The 22,164-nt window shown below is 60.3% G+C and carries 22 protein-coding genes and 1 riboswitch; of the genes, 12 read left to right on the top strand and 10 right to left on the bottom strand.

Features of this window, described 5'->3' with window-relative positions; genetic code table 11:
* Positions 1-1,314 (bottom strand): chlorophyllide a reductase subunit Y, encoded by a 1,314-nt coding sequence (gene bchY / locus EKD05_RS12770; RefSeq protein WP_129673282.1) that lies wholly within the window; start codon positions 1,312-1,314, stop codon positions 1-3.
* A 160-nt stretch (positions 1,315-1,474) separates the two neighbouring features.
* Here bchY and EKD05_RS12765 point away from each other — a divergent pair, with 160 nt between their 5' ends.
* The 4 genes from EKD05_RS12765 (at position 1,475) to EKD05_RS12750 (ending at position 5,281) form a co-directional block, all read left to right on the top strand.
* Positions 1,475-2,503, top strand: coding sequence for a sensor histidine kinase (locus EKD05_RS12765; RefSeq protein WP_205703936.1), 1,029 nt, complete (start codon positions 1,475-1,477; stop codon positions 2,501-2,503).
* A gap of 2 nt (positions 2,504-2,505) precedes the next feature.
* A complete protein-coding gene (locus EKD05_RS12760; RefSeq protein ID WP_129673278.1) occupies positions 2,506-3,222 on the top strand; it encodes a response regulator transcription factor in 717 nt (238 codons plus the stop codon).
* A gap of 10 nt (positions 3,223-3,232) precedes the next feature.
* The gene (locus tag EKD05_RS12755; protein WP_205703935.1) at positions 3,233-4,468 is read left to right on the top strand and encodes an aminopeptidase; all 1,236 of its coding nucleotides are present in this window, start codon (positions 3,233-3,235) and stop codon (positions 4,466-4,468) included.
* A 150-nt stretch (positions 4,469-4,618) separates the two neighbouring features.
* Positions 4,619-5,281, top strand: coding sequence for a Crp/Fnr family transcriptional regulator (locus EKD05_RS12750; protein WP_129673273.1), 663 nt, complete (start codon positions 4,619-4,621; stop codon positions 5,279-5,281).
* Between the two features lie 71 nt (positions 5,282-5,352).
* Here the strand turns inward: EKD05_RS12750 and EKD05_RS12745 are convergent, their stop codons facing one another.
* Both EKD05_RS12745 and EKD05_RS12740 read right to left on the bottom strand, forming a co-directional pair.
* Positions 5,353-5,835: a PspC domain-containing protein gene (locus tag EKD05_RS12745; RefSeq protein WP_129673271.1), complete on the bottom strand. Its 483-nt coding sequence runs from the start codon at positions 5,833-5,835 to the stop codon at positions 5,353-5,355.
* A gap of 101 nt (positions 5,836-5,936) precedes the next feature.
* Positions 5,937-6,698: a glycosyltransferase family 2 protein gene (locus tag EKD05_RS12740; protein ID WP_129673269.1), complete on the bottom strand. Its 762-nt coding sequence runs from the start codon at positions 6,696-6,698 to the stop codon at positions 5,937-5,939.
* 162 nt (positions 6,699-6,860) lie between these two features.
* Here EKD05_RS12740 and EKD05_RS12735 point away from each other — a divergent pair, with 162 nt between their 5' ends.
* From EKD05_RS12735 to EKD05_RS12720, 4 genes are all read left to right on the top strand, one after another.
* Positions 6,861-7,217, top strand: a complete 357-nt coding sequence (locus EKD05_RS12735) for a hypothetical protein (RefSeq protein ID WP_129673267.1) — start codon at positions 6,861-6,863, stop codon at positions 7,215-7,217.
* 132 nt (positions 7,218-7,349) lie between these two features.
* Positions 7,350-7,676, top strand: coding sequence for a hypothetical protein (locus tag EKD05_RS12730; protein WP_129673265.1), 327 nt, complete (start codon positions 7,350-7,352; stop codon positions 7,674-7,676).
* A gap of 117 nt (positions 7,677-7,793) precedes the next feature.
* Positions 7,794-8,102, top strand: coding sequence for a hypothetical protein (locus EKD05_RS12725; protein ID WP_129673263.1), 309 nt, complete (start codon positions 7,794-7,796; stop codon positions 8,100-8,102).
* Positions 8,083-8,466, top strand: a complete 384-nt coding sequence (locus tag EKD05_RS12720; protein ID WP_129673261.1) for a DUF6516 family protein — start codon at positions 8,083-8,085, stop codon at positions 8,464-8,466. The genes EKD05_RS12725 and EKD05_RS12720 overlap by 20 nt, the downstream gene beginning before the upstream one ends.
* Before the next feature lie 34 nt (positions 8,467-8,500).
* Here EKD05_RS12720 and EKD05_RS12715 read toward each other — a convergent pair whose 3' ends face one another.
* The 5 genes from EKD05_RS12715 to EKD05_RS12695 all read right to left on the bottom strand — a co-directional run bounded on the left by EKD05_RS12715 (position 8,501) and on the right by EKD05_RS12695 (position 16,077).
* Complete coding sequence (locus EKD05_RS12715; RefSeq protein WP_129673259.1) at positions 8,501-10,144, bottom strand: ABC transporter ATP-binding protein; 1,644 nt, start codon at positions 10,142-10,144, stop codon at positions 8,501-8,503.
* Complete coding sequence (locus EKD05_RS12710) at positions 10,141-11,172, bottom strand: energy-coupling factor transporter transmembrane component T (protein WP_165360721.1); 1,032 nt, start codon at positions 11,170-11,172, stop codon at positions 10,141-10,143. Before EKD05_RS12710 ends, EKD05_RS12715 begins: the two co-directional genes overlap by 4 nt.
* A complete protein-coding gene (locus EKD05_RS12705) occupies positions 11,169-11,993 on the bottom strand; it encodes an ECF transporter S component (protein ID WP_129673255.1) in 825 nt (274 codons plus the stop codon). The genes EKD05_RS12710 and EKD05_RS12705 overlap by 4 nt, the downstream gene beginning before the upstream one ends.
* Before the next feature lie 89 nt (positions 11,994-12,082).
* Positions 12,083-13,348, bottom strand: coding sequence for a hypothetical protein (locus EKD05_RS25750; protein WP_165360720.1), 1,266 nt, complete (start codon positions 13,346-13,348; stop codon positions 12,083-12,085).
* A gap of 395 nt (positions 13,349-13,743) precedes the next feature.
* Positions 13,744-16,077 (bottom strand): prenyltransferase/squalene oxidase repeat-containing protein, encoded by a 2,334-nt coding sequence (locus EKD05_RS12695; protein ID WP_129673253.1) that lies wholly within the window; start codon positions 16,075-16,077, stop codon positions 13,744-13,746.
* A gap of 155 nt (positions 16,078-16,232) precedes the next feature.
* Positions 16,233-16,376: riboswitch (cobalamin riboswitch) on the bottom strand.
* Between the two features lie 250 nt (positions 16,377-16,626).
* Between EKD05_RS12695 and EKD05_RS12690 the strand changes: the two genes are divergently transcribed.
* From EKD05_RS12690 to EKD05_RS12680, 3 genes are all read left to right on the top strand, one after another.
* The gene (locus EKD05_RS12690; protein ID WP_129673251.1) at positions 16,627-17,193 is read left to right on the top strand and encodes a 2Fe-2S iron-sulfur cluster-binding protein; all 567 of its coding nucleotides are present in this window, start codon (positions 16,627-16,629) and stop codon (positions 17,191-17,193) included.
* A gap of 102 nt (positions 17,194-17,295) precedes the next feature.
* Positions 17,296-18,720 carry a hypothetical protein gene (locus EKD05_RS12685; RefSeq protein WP_129673249.1) on the top strand — a complete coding sequence of 475 codons (1,425 nt, stop codon included), beginning with the start codon at positions 17,296-17,298 and terminating at the stop codon, positions 18,718-18,720.
* A 58-nt stretch (positions 18,721-18,778) separates the two neighbouring features.
* Positions 18,779-19,006 (top strand): hypothetical protein, encoded by a 228-nt coding sequence (locus EKD05_RS12680; RefSeq protein WP_129673247.1) that lies wholly within the window; start codon positions 18,779-18,781, stop codon positions 19,004-19,006.
* Between the two features lie 197 nt (positions 19,007-19,203).
* Here EKD05_RS12680 and EKD05_RS12675 read toward each other — a convergent pair whose 3' ends face one another.
* Together EKD05_RS12675 and EKD05_RS12670 are read right to left on the bottom strand one after the other, a co-directional pair.
* Positions 19,204-19,518 carry a hypothetical protein gene (locus EKD05_RS12675; protein WP_129673245.1) on the bottom strand — a complete coding sequence of 105 codons (315 nt, stop codon included), beginning with the start codon at positions 19,516-19,518 and terminating at the stop codon, positions 19,204-19,206.
* A gap of 236 nt (positions 19,519-19,754) precedes the next feature.
* Complete coding sequence (locus tag EKD05_RS12670) at positions 19,755-21,374, bottom strand: alpha/beta fold hydrolase (RefSeq protein WP_129673243.1); 1,620 nt, start codon at positions 21,372-21,374, stop codon at positions 19,755-19,757.
* Between the two features lie 72 nt (positions 21,375-21,446).
* On the opposite strand from EKD05_RS12670, the gene EKD05_RS12665 reads away from it, so the two are divergent.
* On the top strand, positions 21,447-22,073 hold the full coding sequence (locus EKD05_RS12665; protein WP_240695767.1) for a DUF305 domain-containing protein: 627 nt from the start codon (positions 21,447-21,449) through the stop codon (positions 22,071-22,073).
* The last annotated feature ends 91 nt before the right edge of the window (positions 22,074-22,164 follow it).

Raw genomic sequence — 22,164 nt, 5'->3', positions numbered from 1 at the left:
CTAAACTTGCTCCTCAGAGGCATGCGGGGCAAAGAAATCGACCATGCGCTGGTAGAGCGGCTGGCGATTCATTAAATCACGCACAAAGGTGAGCGAGCCCATCACTCCGGCGGCAAGGAAGAGGGGGCGGACACTCAGGATATTGGTATAGTAGACCGCCGGAAGCGCAAGTTCTTTGGCGTGCGCGGCGAGCGTGGTCGTGCCAATGACCAGGTCAAACGTCCAGTGCTCCATTGCCGCCTTATCGTCCTCGATCGCCTTGCGATAGACAATGGCCTCGGTGCCACGGGCTTTGAGCCAGGCTTCATCAGCGGCAGTGAGCATGCTCGGGCCGATGCTGGTACTGATGTAGGGCACGTGGGCCCCCCCCTCCACCAGCAGACGCGCATAGAGCATCTCGTTGCCCTCGTACCCCGAGAGCATAATCGTGGCGCCTTTGAGCGGCTGACTGGCGAGGAAGCCCTTGATCACCGCGACCTCTTCCTCGGCCACCCGTTCGACGAGATCTTCATCGAGATCGAGCGCCGCGCCAACGGCCCGCAGCCAGGCCACACTTCCTTCGGCCCCAACGGGCGCACCCGCAACGACCCCGACCCCTCGCTCACGCATCAGGCTCACGGTTTCGCGGTAGAAGGGATGAACGGCAGCCACGGCCGCAGCGCGACCGGCCAGTTTCAACTCGTCAACGTGGCGACCAGGCAAAGTTGTCATCAAACGCCCGCCCATCTTGCGCAGCACGCCATCGATGAGCAGCGGATCAGCGGGAAAGACCTCGCCAAGCAAGGCCAGCGTGCCCGGCTCGGTCTCGGCACTCTGATCGAGAAAGCGGCGCATTACCGCAGCCAGCGCAATATCCTTGGCCTCGGGGTGGGAATGGATCGCATAGGCTGGCACCCGCACCAGCACGACGGGCTTGCCATCAATCTCGGTTGGCAGCAACTCCTCGGCGAGCCCGGCGGTCTCGGCGACACAGAGCGAAAGCACCGGAATAACCGAGACATGCTGCTCTTTCGCGGCCTCCGTGATCGCGGCAAGCGCGGCCTCTTGCACCAAGCCACCTGAAAGCTCGGCAGTACCGAGGGCGGGCGCAATAATGCTCTTGCGCGAGGCATAAAAATGGGTCACAAAGGTCAACCCATAGAGGCATCCGGTATCGGTAATCATCGCTGGTTGTGCACCCTCGATCCGCGAGAGCACCCGCAAAGCGCCAAACGCAGGGCACATCGTCTGCGGATGAAGCTTGCACGTCCCTTCTTTGAATGGCTCCTGCGGAGTCGCATCACCGGCAGGAGTCAACGGTATCAGTTCAGCCATGAAGCAGTAACCTTTGTTTCGTTCACGAACAGTCTGTTCCTCGCCATTATAACGTCACTTGCTTGCTTTATGTGCAGCTTTTTTCACAGAGAATCACCGCTGCTTGCCGGGTCATGCAACGCCGTGCTATACTAGCGTCAAGCATTGTTGCAAGGGAGAAATGGTTGTGAGTTCAGCACCGTCAGCGCTTCTTGAAGCTGCGCAGGCGCTCATTACTGATCAAATTGCCCATTTGCGAACCTTACATCAGTCGGCCCACCAGCGTTTGACCCGTCTTGAGTCTGAGTTGCGTGCGGCCGAACGCCAGCTTGATGAACTGGTGATGCAGGGACGTTTTCTTGTTGAACGCGGTCAACCAGTTACGCCAGGCCTCACCCAGCGCGAGCAGCAGGTGCGCAAGGATTATGAAGCGCTCAGTAGTGAACATGCTACCTTGCGCCATACCCTGCGTCAACTTGATCAGCTTATTCGCCAAATCGAGATGAGCAGCGCGACGCTGAGTGGGAGTAGCGAGGGTGAACCGGCTGATCCATGGGCGCAGGCACTGCGGGCGCAGGTGATCATGGGGCGCGAAGAGGAACGTCAGCGTCTGGCGCGTGAAGTCCACGATGGCCCGGCGCAGGTGCTTGCCAATGGCTTGATGGGGGTCGAACGTTGCCAGACGCTCTTGGCGAGCCAGCGCTTCGCGGAACTCGGGGTCGTCCTTGATCAACTGGGCGAGAATGCGCGCGAAGGGTTGCGTGAGGTCCGCAGCTTTATTGCCGAGTTACGCCCGGCCAAACTTGATGAACACGGTTTGCGTGGGGCCTTGCTCGAGTATATTCGCCGTTACCACGAGATCGTCAATGCGTCGGTGAAGGTTGACATCGATCCTCTGCCACGCCTCCCTGCTGAAATCGAAATTGTGCTCTATCGCTTGGTACAAGAAGCCCTCCAGAATGCCAGGAAACACGCTCCGGGTGCCCCGCTTGCGGTGCATTTGCATCTGCATCAGGGCAAACTGCTGTTGAGCATTCGTGACGAAGGTCCGGGCTTTGACCCTCGTGAAGTGATCCGCCGTGCCGGTCGTGAAAGTTGGGGCCTGACCAGCATGCGTGAACGCGCTGAATTGATCGGCGCCCATTTTGTCGTCACAACGCGCCCTGGGCATGGCACTGAGGTGACGGTCAGTTTGCCAATGGTGAAATAGCTATGTTAAATCCGATCCGTGTGCTGATTATTGATGACCATCCCCTCTTTCGCCAGGGCATCCGCTGGAGTCTCTCGGACGCCAAGGATATCGAGGTCGTTGGTGAGGCTGAAAATGGGCAAGAAGCCTTGAAGTTGACGGAGTTGTTGCATCCTGATGTGGTGCTGGTTGATATTAATTTGCCCGGGCTCAATGGCCTCGAAGTCGCCCGTGTGATCAAACGCCGTGCGCCACGCATGGGCATTATCGTGCTGAGTGTCTATGAGGATGATGACCAACTCTTCCAGGCGATCAAGGTGGGGGCTTCGGCCTATTCGTCCAAAGATGTGCATCCCGAAAAGCTGCGGCTTTATATCCGTGAAGTCGCCCTGGGCAAATATTTGATCAATGATGTGGTGCTCGCCCGGCCCGTCGTGGCAAGTAGGGTGCTGCATCAGTTTCGTGAACTCGCGAGCAGCGAAGATGAACAGACAAGCGAGCTCTTTGCCCCTCTGACGAGTCGTGAAATCGAGATTCTTGATTGCATCGCTCGCGGTCTTTCTAATAAAGAGATTGCCAGTGAATTGAATATCAGCAGTCAGACGGTCAAGAATCATATTACATCGATTCTTTCGAAGCTTCAGGTGAATGACCGTACGATGGCGGTCATCTATGCGATCAAGCGGGGCTGGATCAAAATGGGCTATAATGCAGAAGATGAACCCGCTCCGATTGAATAAGATGACCATAATGCAAGATCTGGACAAATACGCTGATGTGATTGTTCGTGTTGGCCTCAACCTTCAGGCTGGGCAGCGCCTGATTATTCGTGGCGATCTCCAGACGGTGGCGCTGGTACGCGCCGTCGCTCGTCGTGCTTATCAGGCCGGGGCGCGCCTCGTTGATGTGATTTGGGGCGATGAGCAGTTGATGCTGGTGCGCGCCCAGGAAGCCCCGCACAATTCCTTTGACGAAGTACCGACCTGGCTGCCCCAGGCGATGGTCGGCTATCTCGAAGCCGGGGATGCCTTGCTCTCCATCCATGCTGCGACCCCAACCTTGCTTGCGGGCCAGAATCCCGAAGTGATTAGCACGATGATGCGGGCCAATGCACGCGCCTCGAAACCAGTCAGTGAACTTGTCCAACGCAATGCGTCGGCATGGACGGTGGTTGCGTTTCCGACCCCCGGTTGGGCGGCCCAGGTCTGCCCCGATCTTCCCCCTGAGCAGCAAATGGCGGAGCTTTGGCAGGCGATTGCCACCGCCTGTCGCCTTGATGCACCCGACCCGGTTGTCGCTTGGCAGCGCCATGTGCAAGAACTTGATGCGCGCAGCGCCTATATGAATGAGCGTCGCTACCAGGCGCTTGTTTACCGTGGCCCTGGCACTGACCTGACGGTGGGGTTGGCCGATGGGCATCTCTGGGCCGGCGGTGGTTCCGTCAGTGAGCGTGGGCAAGCTTTTGTCCCGAATTTGCCGACCGACGAGATCTTTTCGTTGCCACACGCCCAGCGGGTTGAAGGTGTGTTGCGCTCCTCGCGCCCCCTCAACTATGGCGGCAATCTGATTGACGATTTCACGCTGCGTTTCGAGCAGGGGCGTGTGACCGATCTCAGTGCAGCTGTCGGTGAAGAGACGCTGCGCCGTCTGGTGGCAACTGATGAAGGTGCCGCTCGCCTGGGTGAAATCGCCCTGGTGCCCGTTAGTTCGCCGGTTGCCCGCACGGGCCTGCTTTTTGCCAACACCCTCTTTGATGAAAATGCTGCCAGCCACCTCGCTTTCGGCAATGGCTATCGCTTCTGCGTCGAGGGCGGTTCCGACCTCACCGACGAAGCCTTTGCCGCTGTCGGGGGCAACCTGAGCATTGTCCACGTCGACTTCATGCTTGGCTCAGCCGAGCTCGATATTGATGGCCTCAACGCCGATGGCAGCATCGAGCCAGTGATGCGCTCGGGTGAGTGGGCGTTTGCCGTCTCGTGCGCTTGAAGATGGCAGATTTGTGCTTGGCGATTGGGTTGTTTGACGCAGAGGCGCAGAGGAGTGATGGGGTTTGGGGCTAAAGACCCCAAAATCCTGGTGTCTGTGATACAATACTTAGAACAACGCATACGTTCACGATATGGTGGAGAAGAGCCTATGGACGCCTTGATGGGTAACGCCCCTGTGCAGCACGTGCTGCAGACCACGGTTGAGCATCTGGGAAAGGTCCAGGGCTTTAGGCGCCACAGTTATGTGTATACACCAGGCCAACCAGCTCACGCGCTCTACTTTGTGCAGAGTGGGCAGGTTAGCTTGCAACTATTGTCCAATGAAGGCCGGGTCTTGACGCTCAAAGTGGTTGAGCCAGGTCAGTTTTTTGGGCATAGTGCGCTCGAAGGTAGCGGTTCGTATGATACGTATGCGCAGGCGCTCTTGCCCGTACGTGTCATTGCGGTACAGTCTGCCACGCTCCGCGAAGCGGTGGCAACAACCCCGGGCCTGGCGAGCGCCTTGATTGATATGCTTGGACAACACCGGATGGCGGTCAGCCGTCGCATTGATGAAGTTGCCTTCAAATCGGTTCCCGCTCGGCTCGCGTCGGTCTTGCTTGAAATGTCAGGCGACCAGCCCGAAACTAACGAGCCGCGCCAACGTGTGCCGCGTCGCACGCATCAGCAGCTCGCCGAGATGATCAACGCCTACCGCGAAACCGTCACCAAAGTGATCAACCAGTTTCGTGATGCGCGCCTTCTCGATATTGATCGCTCGGGCATTACGCTGCTGAATCTTTCACGCCTCCGCGAACTCTCGCAAAGTTAATGCAGATCAAGTCTGCCTAAGATCGCGAAAGGCCAGCTTTTGCTGGCCTTTCGCGATCTTAGGCACTACCTCTACTTGCGGAGCAAATAGATCCCTACCGCGACCAGCGACGCCGGAAACACAATCCAGGTGAAGCCGGGCCAGATGATCTGCAGCATGATAAATATGCCTAGCCCCAGCAGCACGTAGCCAAGCATGCGGTTGCCCTGGGTGGCTGGCTGACTCTCATGGCGGGATCTACCGCCGCCGACGTTGTTGATCGGCACTTCTTGTTCAGGCCCACCCGTCTCCCCAGTCATAGCATCAACACGCAAACGCTGCGTCTTGCCTGTTGCCACAAAGACCTGGCTTACGCCGGCACCCTCGGCTGGTTCTTGCGGCATAATCAGCCAGAGCAAAGGGTAGAGCAGGATCGCCGGGCCACTGAGGGCCAGCAAGACGAAAATCAAGCGGACAATGGCCGGATCTATGCTGAGATAACGGGCGATCCCGGCGGCTACGCCAGCGATCATCCGATCATTGCGACTGCGCATCAAGCGGGCTGTTGTATTCATTGTTGTTCCTTCCGTCACTACCTTCCGTTCACTTGTCAATGAGACGGTGAAGCGTGATGTATAGTTGCAACAAGCAGAGCTTTGCGCCTTTGCGTCAACCTTTACGGCTGAGGCAGGCCAAGTTCACGCCGACGGGCAGCGATCTGTTTCATATGCTGGCGTCGGACAACCAATTTGCCCCAGAGCTGGATCAATTGCACGCCGGTACGCCAGATGCGCGGAAAGTTGAAGAACTGGCTTTGCCCATAGGTACGGTGGTAGTGATGCACAGGCACTTCGGCAAAGCGGTAGCCCGCGTCCTGTAACTTCTTGACCAGTTCCAGACAAATTGTGCCACTGTCCGACTCAAGTTCGACCACATCAAAGACGTCACGCCGGATCAGCCGGAAGTCGCAGTCAACATCGCGTAACTTGAAGCCAAAGAGGAACTTGACCGTATGATGGTAGACGCGCCCAATGATCTTGCGGTGCAAGGGGTCAGAACGGTCGATTTTCCAGCCATTGACGATATCGATTTCGTCATGCATAGCCGCAACCAGCAGGCGCAGTTCACGGGGGTCATACTGGGCATCACCGTCGGTGTAGAAGATCAGATCCTTGGTGGAACTGGCAAAGCCGACCCGCAAGGCCCCCCCATAGCCGAGAGGTTGACGATGGGTAAAGACTCGCAGGCGCGGGTAGTGGGTGGCAAGCGACTCGAGCACCTGGACGGTATAATCCGTGCTGCCATTCTCGACAACGATCACTTCGTAATCATCAGTCAGGTCTTCTAAGGTCTCGATGGCACTGATCACCATGCTGCCAATGGTGCCTGCATCGTTGAAAGCCGGAAAGAAAGCCGTAATGCTGGGCCGCTCGGTCATGCTGCTATCCTTAAAACTCGCGGGCTTTTGCCACGCGGCGATTATAGCATAGGTACTCGCTACGATATGTTATGATGAAGCCTCAGAAGATGGGTTTGTTACACACTAATTAGCCGGCTAAAGCCGACACGCCTCTATAGATATAGACAAGGAGGAACGAATGTGGGTGTCTGGACGTATCTGATTATCGGTGTGATCCTGTTTGAGGTCTGGTATCTGGTCGCGTTTTTGTATGCGTATCGCCAAATTGGCGAGCGTCTGTTGTTGTTGCCCGCGCTGCAGGCCTTGCTGATGCTGCTTGCCTTTGCGTATCTGGCCGTCGCCTCGGTTGTTGGCTTTGATCTCAATATGGTTGTCTTCATTGCGTTGCTCGTCACCGCGATGCTGATCTCGCTCTTCTGGCGACGCAACCCAAACGGTCTGACCCGGTTTATCAAGAGCTATCCGCGTGGCACGCTTGATGTGCTCGGCTTTCGCCAGCCGTCGCTCGATCTGAAACGGCGGGTGCGTACCAAATAAAACGTCGTTCGCTCCTGCGATGATATCTCATCTACAAGGCCTTGTCAGCCCATCACGATACGGTACCATAGGAGTATCGAGCCGACGCCGAAACCAGCACGGTTTTACCCCATTGTATGAGGAGATAACGCAATGAGTTGTACGCAACACGAGAACCATCCGCATGTGCATAGCGAGCATTGCGGCCATGTTCGGGTACGCCACGAGGGGCATGTTGATTATCTGCACGATGGGCATTTGCATCATACCCACGAGAGCCATTACGATGAGCATGTGATTGCGGTGAGCGCCACCAATCCCGCTGGCTGCGCCCCCATTGCTTGCGCATGTGGTCATGTCGACTGTGGGCATCCGCTGGTGCCCCACGGCGACCATTTTGACTATCTCGTCGACGGGCGCCTACACCACGTCCATGGTGACCATTGCGACGATCACGGCCCGCTTGAGGTCGTTGCCTAACTCCATACGGTGGGAGGGCGCGGCTCTCCCACCACTCCCTTGATTGAAGCACCGTGTACATGAGAACTGGAATACATATGGCAATATGAGAACTTGTAGATACATAAGGTAATCTTTATGACAACAATTTATCTGGAGACAAGTGATGATGCGACTCAGGTGCGTTCCCTGGTTGATGCAGCTATCAAGCGCGAAATTGCTCACCTGGAACTAGCTCTTACCCTGGCTAAACAGCGCTTGATTCCATTTGAGCAGAAGCATGGGGTTTCATCCGAACGTTTTATGAGTTCTATGACAGCCGAAGATCTTTCCGGTGGTGATGATGAGTATATTCAGTGGGCCGGTGAATGTGCTTTAGTACAAGATTTGCATATGAAAATCAACCAATTGCGAGGTGTCACGTACCGTGATTCAGGCATATTATGATCAGATAACAACCATACTTGAACCATATGCCGCTACTCGCCTCGTGTTGCATGCTCAGATCAATATGGAAACCCGCCCCGGTGGCCAGGGCTATCTCTCTGGCTCAATCACCTTCCAGGATGGCTCAGTGTTGTTTTTGCGCGAGTACTTAAGTGTTTCTGGGTCGAATGTACAGCGCGTGATGTATAGCTATCATTATCAGGACGAAGCCCAGCAATTGCGGTTTCGGTATGACAATGCGTTGCACCGACCTCATCTCGGAACACGCGATCACAAACATACTCCTGAAGGCATTATTGAGGGAGTGTCACCAAGCTTCGCAGATGTGTTGCACGAGATTGTGACCGCTATAGGGCTAGCTTGATGAAGTTAGCGTATTGTTAGTCTGGTTTGCAGCGTTATTTGTCTTGCAGCCCCTGCAAAGCATCGCTCGCCGTGAGCCAGCCGCGCCCGGGGAAGATGCGGGCGATCTGGGGGGCGAAGAGCGGTGAGTTGCCGAGCACGTTCCACGGGGTGCCGTCGGCAATCAGGCCGCCTTGGCCGAGAATCAGCACGCGGTCGGCGATCTCGGCGACAAATTCGACATCATGCGAGACGACGATGATCGCGGTGCCTTCTCGACTCCATTGGCGCAAGAGGCCGCCGAGCATGGCTTTGGCTTCGTAGTCGAGCCCCCGCGTTGGTTCGTCAAGCAGCAAGCCTCCCGGTCGCGTGATGCTGATCGCCCCCAGGGCGACCCGCTGGCGCTCGCCGATGCTCAGGTCGCGTGGGTAGCGCTCGCGCCGTTCGCTGAGCCCGAGTTGCGCAAGCAGTTCGTCAATGAGCGCTTCGTTCACCGGCAGGCGGTGGTTGCGCAGGGTGGTGCGCAGTTCGTCGGCGACGGTGTCGGCAAAGAGCATGCTTTCTGGTTCCTGCGGGAGGCAGGCAAGCTCGCGGCTGATCGCGGCAATGTCGCGCCCCGCAATCGAACGCCCTGCAATGCGAATCTCGCCTCGCCGTGGCCGCACGAGGCCGATCATGCATTTGAGTAGGGTGCTTTTGCCGATGCCGTTGCGCCCCATCAGCAGGGTGATTTCGCCCGCCGCAATGGTGAGATCCAGGTTGCGCAAGACCGGTGTGGTGCCGTAGCCTGCTTCGAGGCCCCGTATTTCCAGGTAGGGTCGCGGTGGTCTGGGCGAGCCTGTTTCACTGGCCCGCCCCGCCTCCCCGGTCTTCCCCACAGCTATTGCATCCTGTTGGGCCAAACCTTGCCTCGTGGCAAAGGGACGCGCCTCTTTGATGCTCAGGGGCAGGGGCTGCCACCCGGCAGCACGCGCTACGGTGACAAGCGGCGGGCAGAGCGGACTATTCGCCAGGATTTCGCGCGGCGGGCCGCTGACTACGCGCCCGGCCCGATCAAGCGCCACAACCAGATCGACGATCGGCAAAACGCGCTCGGAGCGGTGCTCGGCGAGCACGATCGTTAGCCCCAGGTCGTGATTGAGCCGCACCAGCGCCTGCAAGACGTCGTCCGCCGATTGCGGGTCAAGCTGGCTCGTTGGTTCATCGAGCACCAGCACCATCGGTTGCAAAGCGAGCGTTGCGGCAATTGCCACGCGCTGGCGTTCGCCCCCCGAGAGCGTCGTCAATAAACGGTCACGTAATGGTGCGAGATCGAGCAGGTCAAGCACCTCTTCGACCCTGATGCGCAGTTGCTCGCGTGGCACGGCGGCATGTTCCAGGGCAAAGGCGATCTCGTCTTCAACCCGCTCGAGCACAAATTGCGCCTCGGGGCTTTGAAAGACCATGCCGACATGGCGACTCATCACCCGTGGCCCGAGGGCAATGGGATCATAGGCGGCGACCCGCACGCTGCCCGCAACCTCGCCGCCACTGAAGTGAGGCACGAGCCCGTTCAAACAGCGGAGCAGCGTTGATTTGCCGCTGCCCGACGGGCCAATCACCAGCGTAAAGCTTCCGGCAGGCAGCGCCAGACTCACCTGGTCGAGACAGACCTGTGGCTGGTCGGGGTAGCGATAGGATAGCTGCGCAAACTCAATCATGGTAGATAACGGTCGCCCAGGCGTACCGCCACAGGCATCAGCAGGCCCATCAGGGCGAAGGCGAGCAGTGGCTCGAAGATCGGCAATTGCAACGTCGGATAGGGCGTATACGCCAGACTCGCCCGCCCCGGCCAGGGTGCCAGTACGGCGACTAGGGTCAGGCCAGCCCCAAGCAACACCATCATATCACGGATGCCCCGGCGATAGACGCGGTAGCGCGTGCGCGGGGCTTGCTGGCCCGACTCACGCAGCGCCCAGAGGATCAGGGCGGTGCCTATGAGCAACGTCACGCTTGCCGCCACGACTTGCCCCCAGGCGAACTGCAAGAGCAGCCCGGCAAAGAGCGCGGCCAGCCCGCCGACGAGCATCATTCTGACCTGATTGGAGGGCGGATCGGCGGCGAAACCGCGCGCCGCCATCGCTTCGGCGAGTTGCAAGGCTCGTTCGAGCCCGCCGATGAGCAGCGGCAAGAGCAGCGGCAGCCCGTCGCGCCAGACGCGCACCTGATGCCCGCGGAGTTGCTGGGCTTCGCGGACCTGCCCGGCGAGCCGGATGGTCAGCGGGACATAGGTGACGGCGACGCTCATCACGACGGCCAGGGGGTAAAAGGCGCGGGGCACAAGGCTGATCAGCGCACTGATCGGCATCGCGGTGCCAAATGCGCCAAATCCGGCGACCAGCGCACTGAGCACCAGGCCGTTGATCATGCCAAAAACGATGGCTTCGAGCGTGATCGGCCCACCGATCAGCCACCACGACGTAGGCAGCGCCACCAGCACCGTATCGCCATAGCGGATCGTCGCGGCATTAAAGAGCGCCCCAAACGAAACCGCGATCACCGCAAAGAAGATCGGATCAAGGGGCGTCGCCCGCCCGGTCGGGCGTTCGGTTTCGGCTACGAGGGTTAACCCAAAGAGCAAGAGCAGCAAATAGAGCGGATTCCGCGTGAGCGACACCGTCAGCAGCGTCGTGCCCAACCAGATCGTCCAGGTGACTGGATGCACCAGCAGCAGCGAACGCGGCGTCACAAGCCCTCGCTCAGCGGTGCGTGCCGCAACACAAACGCAAAGCGGCGCTGGAACCGGCGCAAGACCCGTAGAATGGGCCCGCCAAAGGCGGCAATGAGCAGGCCATTGCCGAGGCTGCCTGCAACATCCCAGAGCAGCGACGTTGCAAGGTAGAAGGTCAGATAGCGGCGCACCGTCTCGATAAAGCCGATGCCCGTCTGCCAGTATTGCTCCACCGGGCCGCTCGCAAAAGGCCAAAACCAAAGGTTCATGATCGCCCCATACCCAAACCCCCAGATCGCCCCAAAGACAGCGAGCACCAGCACCTCGCGGTAGCGCCCAACGCCCCCGAGTAGCTGAATTGGCCCCCGACAAAGCGGTGCCGTCAGCCCGACCCAGCCCGCCGTCAGCATCTGAAAGGGCAGCCACGGGCCAACCCCACCGGTAATCAGTGCCGAAACGAGCAGCGTCATCGTGCCCATCAAAAAGCCAAACGAGCCGCCAAAGAGATAGCCCGTGAGGATGATCAGGACGAAGATCGGTGAAAAGCCGCCGGGCAACGGTAACGCAACATCAATGAAGCGCAGGATCGCATTCATCGCGACGAGCACCCCGAGCAGCGCCACGAGCAACGCATGCTCGGCAGCGCGCTGCGCCTCCAACAGGAGTGCCAGAAAGCTCAGGCCCACGAGGGTCGTCAGGATCACCGGGGCTGTCCCAGCGTGCGCCCCTCCGCTTCCGCCCGTCGCCACTGTCGGCAACCAGAACGGGTAGAGAAAAGCAATGATCCCGATCACCGTCGTCAGCCCAATGATCATCCCGCTCATCAACCGATCACGCATGTCAGACCATTTCAGATTTCAGATTTCAGATTTTGGCGTGCATGACGTTCCCATGCGCTCTGGCAGCAATGCCTCTGTGGAGTGCTATATCACATTGCCTGCTCACGGCGCGAACGTGCCACCACGAGGGCTCCGGCAAGGGTGACACTCATCACCAAAAACCAGGTCAGGCCCTGACGCTGACTGGTTGGCGCGGGCGTCGGTGTGGGCACCGCCGTTGGCGACGGCTCAGGCGTGGCGGTAGGGGTTGCCGTTGCCACCGGGATGATCGTTGGTACCTGGATCGCCATCGTTGGCAGCTGCACCGTTGGCTCTGAACCTGTCTGTTGCACCATGGGCAACCAGACCGGTGCGGGCGAAGGAGTGAGCATAGCCACCAGCGCCAGCGTCTGATCGGGGGCTTCTTCGGGCGTGGTCTCGTAGGCAGGATCGGGTTGGGTCGAGATCGCTGCTGCCTCGCGCTCTGGCGTTGGCGGAGCAATCGAGGGAACTTCAGGGAGACCAGGTTCGGGCGTTACTTCGCTTGCGACGGTTGGCGAAGGTGGCACCGACGTTGCTGCCGCTGTTGGAGGCACCGGCGTTGCCGTGGATTGCGTAGTTGCCGTGGCAGGAGGTAGCGCCGTGGTGGTCACGGTTGTTGGCGAGGGTTGCGGCGTACTGGTTGCCACGGGCATGATCACCGGCGCATCGGTGGGCGGCGGTGGCGCAGCAGGTGCATCGGTTGGCTGAGGTGTTGCCGTCGCGGTGGCGGTCGCGGTTGGCAGGGACGTTGCGGTTGGTGTCGCGGTCGCGGTTGGCGTTGCGGTCGCCGTGGGTGTCGCCGTTGCCGGTGGCACACAGATCTGCTCGAAAGGCACGGCAGGCGGTTCTACCCCGAAGCCAGTGCCGCCTGGCCCCCACGACCAACCGTCAACATCGCCATCGCGGAGAATGCGCGAGCTCGATCCCCCTTGTGAAAAGACCCAGTTGTTGTTGTTCCATTGATAATAGGCCCAATAGCGACACTGCTGGCCTGGGGCAAGCGTACACTGGCAGAAACAGCCCTCGGCGGGATAATTGCAGCCCTCCTGTTCGATCTTGCAGACGGCAGCCCCCGCCCCTGGTTCAAAGGCAACAATGGTGGTTAGGCCTGACGCACGCAACGCCTGCTCCCCCGTCAGCTGCCCCGTCGCACCAAGATCAACGCATGCGGTGCGTACGCTGCCATCGCCAAAACGCACGATCAGCCCCGCCTGCGCCGGGCTCTGCGCAACCGGGGCCGCCAGAATCGCCGGAACAGCAGGCACAAGCCCGCTCAAGAAGACAAGACAGCTTAACATAAGAAGAGAGAAGACGGATTTTAACAGGTGTCGCATTGTTTTTTCTTCTGGCCTCCTACGTGAGCGCCCATGGAGGAGGCTTGGCTCCACTTGCTTGCGTGTGTGTCAACGAAATTTCCTACTATGCTGCCGAAGGGAGTGCCGGCTTTAGCCGGCTGAGCCAGAAGCCGACTGATGGTTTTGCAGGAAATGATCCGCTATGAACCCGATGCCGTGGGGCTGAAGCCCTCGGCTATGGGATGCGAAGCCCACCTTCGTGGGCTGGAGCGAATTAATTTCTCAAAGTCCATAAGTAGTCTGTAACAAAAGTTTCCCGGTAGCGCCGCCGACCACGAATACTGATCACGAAGAAACGAATATGGGCGTTGCGGTGCGGTATTCGTTTCTTCGTGGCCCCATTCGTGGTCGGCAAAAGATCGTTCACACACTCCTTACCTTAACACAAGCGGCACATACGCCCGGAATGGCTCTACTGTCGTAACTGCCGTCAAGGTCGCGCTTAGCGTCGTGCCTGCTTGCACACCATCGCTGTCGTTCACGATCGTGCGTAGCTCGTAGGTCCGCGGCATCGTTACGGGCAGGGTCGCGGTAAAGACGCCAGGTGCCCGCGTAAGGGTCGCGGTGAGCCATTCGGTGGCCCCGGCGGCACGCCATGCGAGTTCAGCGGTAGCATCACCATTGAGGTCGCCGCCAAAGGGGAGGCTGACGGCAATGCTGTTGCCCCAGCGCCCCGTGGTTGGCCGCACGACCAGGCGATCGGGATTGGGGCCACGCAGAACGGGCACATACTGCGTCAGATCGGTTCCCGCTGGCAACGGATAGCTGCGGGCGAGCAGCGCGGGCACTGCCTGCCAGGTCGCAAAGGCGTTCACCGTCCCGGGCGTAAAGAACGAACCCTCTTCCCAGGTGTAGGTCAGCGGGCCATCGGGCTTCTGATAGAGACCGAGCGCGTCGAAGGGGCTGCGTCCAGCTTTGCGCCAGGCGCTGCGCAGATCTTCGCCAGCGGCGATCAGGCCCTGGATGGCGTAGGCCGTCGAGTTGGGATTACTCCAGCCACCGAGCGCATCCTGCTGGGCGCGTAGGAAGGCGACCGCCGCTGCAAGCGCCGGATCATTGGGCGCGACCCCGGCCGCAACAAGCGCCTGGATCACAAGGCCCGTCGTATCAACACTGCCCCACGAGCCATCTTCGGCATTCTGGCGCTGGCGCAGGAATGTAACGGCCTCGTCGGGAATAGCTTCGTCAGCCGCACGCAGGCCCAGGATCGCAAAAGCCTGACTGAGCGGGGTTGCCGCACCGCTGCTAAAGCCGCGTACCGCTGTCGTACTGTAGGCACCAGTCGGTTGGAGGGTTGCCTGAAGATCGGTGACGAGATTGAGCGTGACGCCGGGGCTGGCGACGAAGGCGGTTGGATCTTCGCCCGCCGCAACAATGCCAAGCAGCGCTTTGCCCGTCGCAGCCGGGAAGAGATTGGTGCTAACATCGCCGGCGGTGGTGATCACACGGGTATAGGTCAAGACCTGATTGCGCAAGAAGGCGAGCGCCGACGCCCCACCGGGCTGGCTCACACTGTCGGGGGCAAAGCCTGTCGCGCTAAACGCTAGCATGACATCGAGCGTTGCCCCTACGTCGGGCGTTGTGCCAAAGGCCGCCCAACCGCCACTGCTCGTCTGCGTTGTCTGCAACCAGGCCAACGCACGTTCGGCCCGCTGGCGGCTGCCAAAGATGGGCAACGGCGCTTCGGCCAGCCCAGGGATCGCATTGGCCGTGCCAAGGGCATTACCAAAACCACCATCGACTTGTTGCAGGGCCAGCAGCGCCGTCTGTGGAGTGCCATTGGCAGCTTGCCAACTCAAGGTCACCGGGAAGAAACCGGCAGCGGCGGCGGCCTGGATCACGGCTGCCGTCGAGTCAGCATTCGGCGACCCATCGAAGCCCCAGCTCCCGTCATCGATCTGGCTCGCGACGAGAAAGCCGAGCGCATCCTGGATCACCGGCGCGGTCGGGGCAACGCCATTGGCAAGCAGCGCCTGGACAATCAAAGCAGTCGTATCAACATCGCCCCCAAACCCAAAGCCCCAGCTACCATCAGCGTCTTGCAGATCAATGAGATAGGTCAGCGCTTGTTCAGAAGGCAAAGCTTGCTGTGTTGCCGCCAGACCGAGCAGCGCATACGCCTGATTGAGCGGACCGGCGGCACCACTCGAAAAACCGAGTGATGCGGTGCTGCTATACGCGCCCGTCGCCGGCTGGTAGGTTGCTGTCAGCGCGGCTACCAGATCAAGCGGCTGCGCGGCAGGATCAGTCCCGTAGGCCATCGGATTGGCTTCACCCGCCACCGCCGCGACAATCAGCATGCCAAGGCGACCGGGCAGCGGGCGCCCCTGGAGATCGTGCGTATAGCTATAGGCGCGAGTGGTCAAATAATCGTGGACGCTCTTGCCCTCGTCACTGAGCAGATAATCACCAGGCAGGCGGGCTGCCCCAAGCGCAAAGGCCACCCTGACACTCGTAAAATCATCGCTCTGGCCGGGGGTAAAGCCAACAAAACCGCCATCGTTGCGCTGGGAACCATCCAGATAGGCGAGCGCACGGGTAATCGGGGTCGTATCAAGAATGGGATAACTCGTCCGGGGTACCGCAAAAGCCGCCGGTGCAGCCACCGGCCCAACAGAAGGAACGCGTGCTGCTGCAATACCAACAAAACCAAGCAACGTACAACATGCCAACCCACACGCCAGCACGAACAAACGAACCTGATGCATTGCCTACACTCCTCACACTGCAAACAAACAGCGACCGCACGACAAAAGTGTCGGGCGGTCGCTGTGCATGTACCGGCAGGGCCACGATCGCGGGACCGGTGGGTTCTCCTACGGGTCAGTCATACTCGTCCGCCTTCCTCAGATTACGCGAAGGAAAGGTCAGCAAAGATAGCGGCGCTCGACCTGACTCTGCCTCCCTTGAGGGAGGCATTACAGTTGCGCGACAGTGCCGGACTCACACCGGCTTCGGCTTTCACCCTGATCATAAAACCAGAGGAACCGCTATCTGACTGGAATATACAATTGGAAAATGTCCCGCGTCGCACCTCGTTTGTGAAGCATATGCAACGCCGTGCTACTATAGCACCGGATAACCTCTGCGTCAACTTGGCATGCGTGGTTGCCTAGGGCGATGGCATCTTCTTCCGTTCGTTGCCGTAAACGGCAAGAAGATGCCATCGCCATGCGACGATCCGGCCCTCGCTTGACATGCGCCGCCGGCGGGCGTAAGATGATCGCAAATCGCAGAGACGTGAAAGGGGGCGCCCCATGACCACCGTGATCATCAACGATGTCCCGATGGAGGCCAAGGTCGGTGAGCGGGTGCTGAATGTCGCCCGACGCAATGCCGCGCACATCGGCTTTGTCTGCGACAACAACGGCCTTTGCCAGACCTGCCGCTGCCAAGTGCTCGCCGGTGCCGATCAACTCAACCCGCCCAGCGAGATCGAACTGGCCTGGCTCACCCCGGCCCAACTCGATGACGGCACGCGCCTGGCCTGCCAGACAGTCATCCGTGGCACGGGTGAGATTCGCGTCGAGAGCTTCGCCGAGACGATGCGCCGCATGGCTCTGGCAGTGATCAGCCCGCCCCGCGGCACCGACCCGGTCAGCAACCTGCTCGGCCTCGGCACCCGCCTGCTGAACCGTGTCTCCGAGCAGGTCGTCGCCCTGCCCACCGGCCTGCCAGCAGTGATCGAGCGCAATGGTCTGCGCCGCTCGTTGCTCTTCATCCGTGACGGCGGCCGCTACCTGGACGATCTGCAGCGCACCGTCGAGCGTCTGCGCACCGGCACCGAACGCCTGGAGCGCCGCCGCCTTACCGCGGACGAGTAGCGCACCCGCCCCCCGGCCCGGCGCTTTCGTGGCACCGGTGAGACCGCACAGGTCTGCTAGATCTGTGCCGTGCTGCGCGTACCGTTTTGAGGATCGAGGCGTATGTTGCTCCTGGCACGCTTGAAGCAATCCTTGCCTGGCGGACTCGCCCTGCTCTGGGCGCTCGTGCTCGCCGCCCTGCTCCTCGCCGCGTGTGGTCAGCCCGTCGCGCCTGCGTTGATTGTGCGCGACGAGCGGCAACTGCTCGACCCGCAGCGCGTCGCCGACGCTGCGGCACCGCTGCTTGCCCGTGGTGCCAGCGTGGCCGTGTTCGTCCCCGAGCAAGGCGACGACAGGGGTGAGGATCTGAGCCGCCGACTTGCTGCGGAGGGGCTGATCGTGGACGGCGATATCCCGCCGCCCCTGCTGGTGGTGTACATCAGCTATAGCCCGCGCTATAGCGAACTGCGCGCCGGCTCCAAGTGGAATGGCCTGCTGCCGTCGGTGACGCTGCGAACGATCCGGGAAGGGCGGCTCAACCCCGCCCTGCGCGTCGAGGATCCCGACGACGGCGTAGCGGCGACCCTCGCCGCCCTTGAGGCCGAGATTGCTCGCACGCTCCCCCGCCAGCGCCTGATCGGCTGGGCCGTGCTGGCTATCGGCTTTGCGGTGCCCGTCGTGCTGCTGTTGGCAGGGCCAGTCGAGCGGCTGTGGAGGCGCATGCAGCGCGCCTGGCCCACCTCGCCCCCCGGTCGGCTCTGGGCGACGACGCCGATCGGTCGTCGGCAGATGCGCTGGCGCTACCGCCAGGAGCTTACGATGGTGCGAGAGGTTCTCGCCACCAGCGCAGAACGCGCACTGGAGCGGTACGCCCACGTCGCCATCGCCGACGAGGCTTTGGAACGTCGACGGGCGGCATTGGAGGCACAACGGGCCGACCTGACCAGCCGCGCCAGTGCGGCCCATGCGCCATCCGACGACCCCGCTCTGCTCACGGCGCTGCGGGCGCTGCCGCAGAGCTACGAACTGCTGGTGCGCGACGCCCAGCGGCTGGCGGCTGACAGGGCCTCTGCTCACCGTCGCAGCGCGGCGGTGGCGGCGCAGGCCGCCGAGTTGGTGCGGCGGGTCGGGAAGAGCTTCGCGCCGAAGCCTGGGGCGATGGTGGGCGACCCCGTCGCGTATCGCCAGTTCACTGATCTGAGCGCTACGCTTGATGCGCTTGACCAGCGGCGGGCCGCATTAGGGCAAGCGCTGACCGATACGGCGCTCGGGACGCAGCTCAACATACTTATCGATGGATACGCGAGTCTCGAGACCGCGCTGCTCGCACTCTGGGCGTCTGCCTTCCCGAAGGCCCACGCCGGCTACCTCAGACAGAAGCAACGCGCAGCCGCAAGCCAGGCGCGACAGAACAGCGGGTACACGTCCGATGCGTCGAGCGCTGGCTACCTCGCCTCTAGCGCAGGCAGCTCCAGCTCCAGCGACTACCAGACCGACTACGGCTCGAGCACCTCGAGCAGCTCGAGCAGCGACGGCGGCTCGTGGTAGCCAGCGCGGATTTAGAAAAGTAGATCCACCTTGGTCGGACAGCGATGAAGGCAGCCCAGTGGCCGTCTACAATGATGAGCTTGCCCCGCTGCTTGCGGCCGCTGGGCGACGAGTCATGCGGGCCTCAGTTGATTTGTTCCACTATAAGCGTACCAAGCGTATCGAGGAGATCATAAAGCGGATGCTCCTCATCCGTTCCCACAGTATCAAGCAGCATATTGAGCGCCGCTACGGCACGGTCGTATTGCTGACTATCAGGATATCGCTGCGCGAACTGTTCATGTGAATTTGACTCTACGCTAACGCTTTCTCCGCTTCTCGCTTCGCCCTTGCGTGTGGTGAGTATGCCATAGCAAATGTCGACGGGCAATATACTGATCGTCGTGGGGTGCGGCGTATGTTCTTGCACCGTGGCGCGGCCCGCTGGGCTGATGGTTTTTAAGAAAAGAATCCGCTCAACCAGACCTCTTGGTATAAGGCAGGTTACATGCGCCCCCCTGCCTGGGATGATGAGCTTCGCAGTGGCGCTGCGGTGTCACGCGGGAACAGGCCGGCCCGCAGTCCGACGGCGAGCACGGGCAGGGCCACGATCTGGATCAGATGGAACACGCCGTTGTGGTCGAACGGCCAGATCAAGGTAAAGCTGACCAGTTGCGTGGCCTGGACAACCGCCGCGACAATGGTGAGCACGATCCCACCGACCATCAGCCAGGCACCGGGCAGGCGCCGGGTCAGGGCCAGACGCCCATACAGTGCGAGCGCAACAAGCATCGCGATGGCCTCATAGACGATGAACACTTGCCGGCACCCAGACCCAGCAATTCATGGCGAGCCCGCGCAGTTTGCTCGTGCCGGTATCGCTCGACGGTCGTCTTGGTTTACAATGCTGCCAGCGGTGGCGGTGAATGCGGACGTTCGGCATTTATGGCAAGCTATCGTTTATCGCAATTCCCTTCTCGCCCTGCGAAGTCTGGGGGGTGAGACCACGGTATCCTGTTTCGGGAACGATTAATGATCGTTAGCCACATCTCTCCTCACGGCAATTCGTACGCAAAAAAAGGTGTCAGTTCGTTCAGGCAACGTGCATCAGGTTCGCGTGTGGGGTTGTCCAGGAAGGCCTTGGTGATCGTCATCATGCAGTCGCTGGCATCAATGACGGCGTGGCCTCCGCCGGGCAGCACATAGAAGTAGCTGTTCGATAAGCCTTGAGCCGCAAGCAGGCCCCAATGCGGTGGCGTGACCGGGTCATACTCACCGGCCAGAATCAAGGTGGGTATCGCGCTCGCTACTGGCGCACGTTCGCGGGCTGTGGCCGATGCTACGTCCCAGATTGGGCAGAGCTCGAAGAAGTTCTCGACGCTCCCAAGCAGCGCTTCGTCTAATTGGGTCGGCAGATCGGCGGCCTGGGCACGGGCCTGGTTTAGCGTGCTGAAGGGGGCCTCTTCACGGCACTCGACTGCGTAGAACATGGCTTCGCTATCACTCAGGTCACCCTCAGCAGCGTCTTGACGGCCAAAGCCTGCGCCGCTCTCCTCGTAGAGAAATTGCAACGTGGCAGTCTCGCTGCGGTCAAGTTCGTCAATCATCAGCGGGATATAGCTGATCAGGTCGGTGATGTAGAGCCAGTCAGAGATGTGGCTGACCAGGTCAGCACCGCTGACTTCCACGTCGACCAGTTCACCCTCCTCGTCCTCCACCTCAAACAGGATCGGCTCCTCGTCAAGCAGATCGATCAAGCTATAGAAGCGCTGCTCCAGGTCAGGGAAGGCATCGGCACAATCAGGATCGTCCGCACAGCCACGTAGCATGGCCAGGATGGCGAGCCCGGCATTGAGCGCCTGCTCGTTGTAGGCATTGACGTTAGGCGGATAGGACGAGTCGAGAATGACGCTACGCACGCCAGCGGCATTGTCGCGCAGCACAGTCATGGCGAGGCGTGTCCCATAGGAGATGCCGAGCAGGTTGACTTCGTCGTAACCAAGTTGCGCGATCAAGTCTGCCACATCGGCGGCATTGGCCCTACTATTGTAGGCGTTGAGGTTCACGCCCTCGTCGATGAGGCGGTCGCGGCAGGCTTGAGCGGCCACAAAGTTTGCCTCGTCATCCTCAGCTTCTTCCATTTCAAGGCAGTTGAGGCTCGGCCACGAAAGGCCGGTACCGCGTTGATCGAAAAGGATCAGTTCGTACTCGTCGCGCAAGGGGCTATCGATCCAGTCGGCGATGCCGAAGAGGGCGCTGCCGCCGGGGCCACCATCAAGATAGATGATGGGGTCAGGCCGGGGCGTTGCACTGCGACTGGGGATAACCGCCAGCGCGAGGGACACCTCGGCACTTTCTGGGTCACTGCGCTCTTCCGGGGCAATCAGGTAGCCACAGGACACACCAAGTTCGTCGAGATCGAACTCGAGGTCAAGTAGCCCCAGGAGTTCCGTACAGTCGGTCTCTTCAAGGTAGGCTGCATAGTCAACCAGGTCTTCAGCGGGTGGCTCAGGGGCGGCAGGCACTGAAGGTGCGGCGGGGCTATTTGTGGACACAGCGGGAGCGGTGGCGGGTGTGACCGAGCCGAGCTCTGGCTCATCAGCGCAAGCGGCGAGGGTCAGGGCCAGGATGAGCACCAACAAGAGTGGACGAAAACGAGTGACTGCGTGGCGCATAGATGGTACCTTATCTTGAGCTTGTGTATGTTGCTCTAATACTACCTTATTTTAAGCAAAGGATACTCTTCGATGCGCCTCACATCACTTCTGGTCTCAGGGATGCTCGTTGCCGTTGCCGCGTTGCTCATCGCGTGCGGCGTGATCCCAGCGACCAACGCACCTTCTGCCACCACCGCGCCGGATATGGCTGGAATGGAGCACTCGACGATGTCGGATACTAGCGCTACCCCCTACGATGCGCTGTTCATCGATAGCATGATCGTTCATCACGAGGGCGCGCTTGCGATGGCGCAACAGGCGCTTGACGCGGCCGAACGCACAGAGATTCGCCAACTAGCCGAGGCCATCATTCGTGCGCAGCAGACGGAGATTGCGCAGATGCGTGCGTGGCGATCCGCCTGGTACCCGGATCTTGCCCCAACCAAGGGAATGCAGATGGACATGGGGCCAATGAGCATCGCTGAGGGGAATACACCTTTCGAGCAGCGGTTTATCGAGGCGATGATCCCACACCACGAAGGTGCCATCTTGATGGCCCGCGACGCCCTGCAGAAGGCGGAACGCCAGGAGATGAAGGATCTCGCCCAGGCGATCATCACGGCGCAAGAATCTGAGATCGCCCAGATGCGCCAATGGCGACAGGAGTGGCATGGGATCACGCGATCTTTGTGGCAATCTTCTCTAGGCGCGGCGTAAGCTCAGACCAGGAAGCTTGCCCACCGCGCTGGCGGCTCAATCATCCCCGCCACGCGACTCGCCGCCGCCCTCATCACCAAAGGTGGCGATC

It is taken from the genome of Candidatus Chloroploca sp. Khr17 (genome assembly GCF_004138165.1).
In the GTDB taxonomy this organism is placed as follows: domain Bacteria; phylum Chloroflexota; class Chloroflexia; order Chloroflexales; family Chloroflexaceae; genus Chloroploca.
The sequence above is the reverse complement of the archived record's forward strand: the minus strand, read 5'-3'. Positions and strand labels throughout refer to the sequence as shown.

Coding starts and splice junctions, on each gene's coding strand:
- EKD05_RS12750 (WP_129673273.1), top strand. CDS start 4,619: ATGGACGCCTTGATGGGTAACGCCCCTGTGCAGCACGTGCTGCAGACC.
- EKD05_RS12725 (WP_129673263.1), top strand. CDS start 7,794: ATGACAACAATTTATCTGGAGACAAGTGATGATGCGACTCAGGTGCGT.
- EKD05_RS12690 (WP_129673251.1), top strand. CDS start 16,627: ATGACCACCGTGATCATCAACGATGTCCCGATGGAGGCCAAGGTCGGT.
- EKD05_RS12705 (WP_129673255.1), bottom strand. CDS start 11,993: ATGCGTGATCGGTTGATGAGCGGGATGATCATTGGGCTGACGACGGTG.
- EKD05_RS12665 (WP_240695767.1), top strand. CDS start 21,447: ATGCGCCTCACATCACTTCTGGTCTCAGGGATGCTCGTTGCCGTTGCC.
- EKD05_RS12715 (WP_129673259.1), bottom strand. CDS start 10,144: ATGATTGAGTTTGCGCAGCTATCCTATCGCTACCCCGACCAGCCACAG.
- EKD05_RS12695 (WP_129673253.1), bottom strand. CDS start 16,077: ATGCATCAGGTTCGTTTGTTCGTGCTGGCGTGTGGGTTGGCATGTTGT.
- EKD05_RS12730 (WP_129673265.1), top strand. CDS start 7,350: ATGAGTTGTACGCAACACGAGAACCATCCGCATGTGCATAGCGAGCAT.
- EKD05_RS25750 (WP_165360720.1), bottom strand. CDS start 13,348: ATGCGACACCTGTTAAAATCCGTCTTCTCTCTTCTTATGTTAAGCTGT.
- EKD05_RS12740 (WP_129673269.1), bottom strand. CDS start 6,698: ATGACCGAGCGGCCCAGCATTACGGCTTTCTTTCCGGCTTTCAACGAT.
- EKD05_RS12670 (WP_129673243.1), bottom strand. CDS start 21,374: ATGCGCCACGCAGTCACTCGTTTTCGTCCACTCTTGTTGGTGCTCATC.
- EKD05_RS12745 (WP_129673271.1), bottom strand. CDS start 5,835: ATGAATACAACAGCCCGCTTGATGCGCAGTCGCAATGATCGGATGATC.
- EKD05_RS12760 (WP_129673278.1), top strand. CDS start 2,506: ATGTTAAATCCGATCCGTGTGCTGATTATTGATGACCATCCCCTCTTT.
- EKD05_RS12755 (WP_205703935.1), top strand. CDS start 3,233: ATGCAAGATCTGGACAAATACGCTGATGTGATTGTTCGTGTTGGCCTC.
- bchY (WP_129673282.1), bottom strand. CDS start 1,314: ATGGCTGAACTGATACCGTTGACTCCTGCCGGTGATGCGACTCCGCAG.
- EKD05_RS12685 (WP_129673249.1), top strand. CDS start 17,296: ATGTTGCTCCTGGCACGCTTGAAGCAATCCTTGCCTGGCGGACTCGCC.
- EKD05_RS12765 (WP_205703936.1), top strand. CDS start 1,475: ATGGTTGTGAGTTCAGCACCGTCAGCGCTTCTTGAAGCTGCGCAGGCG.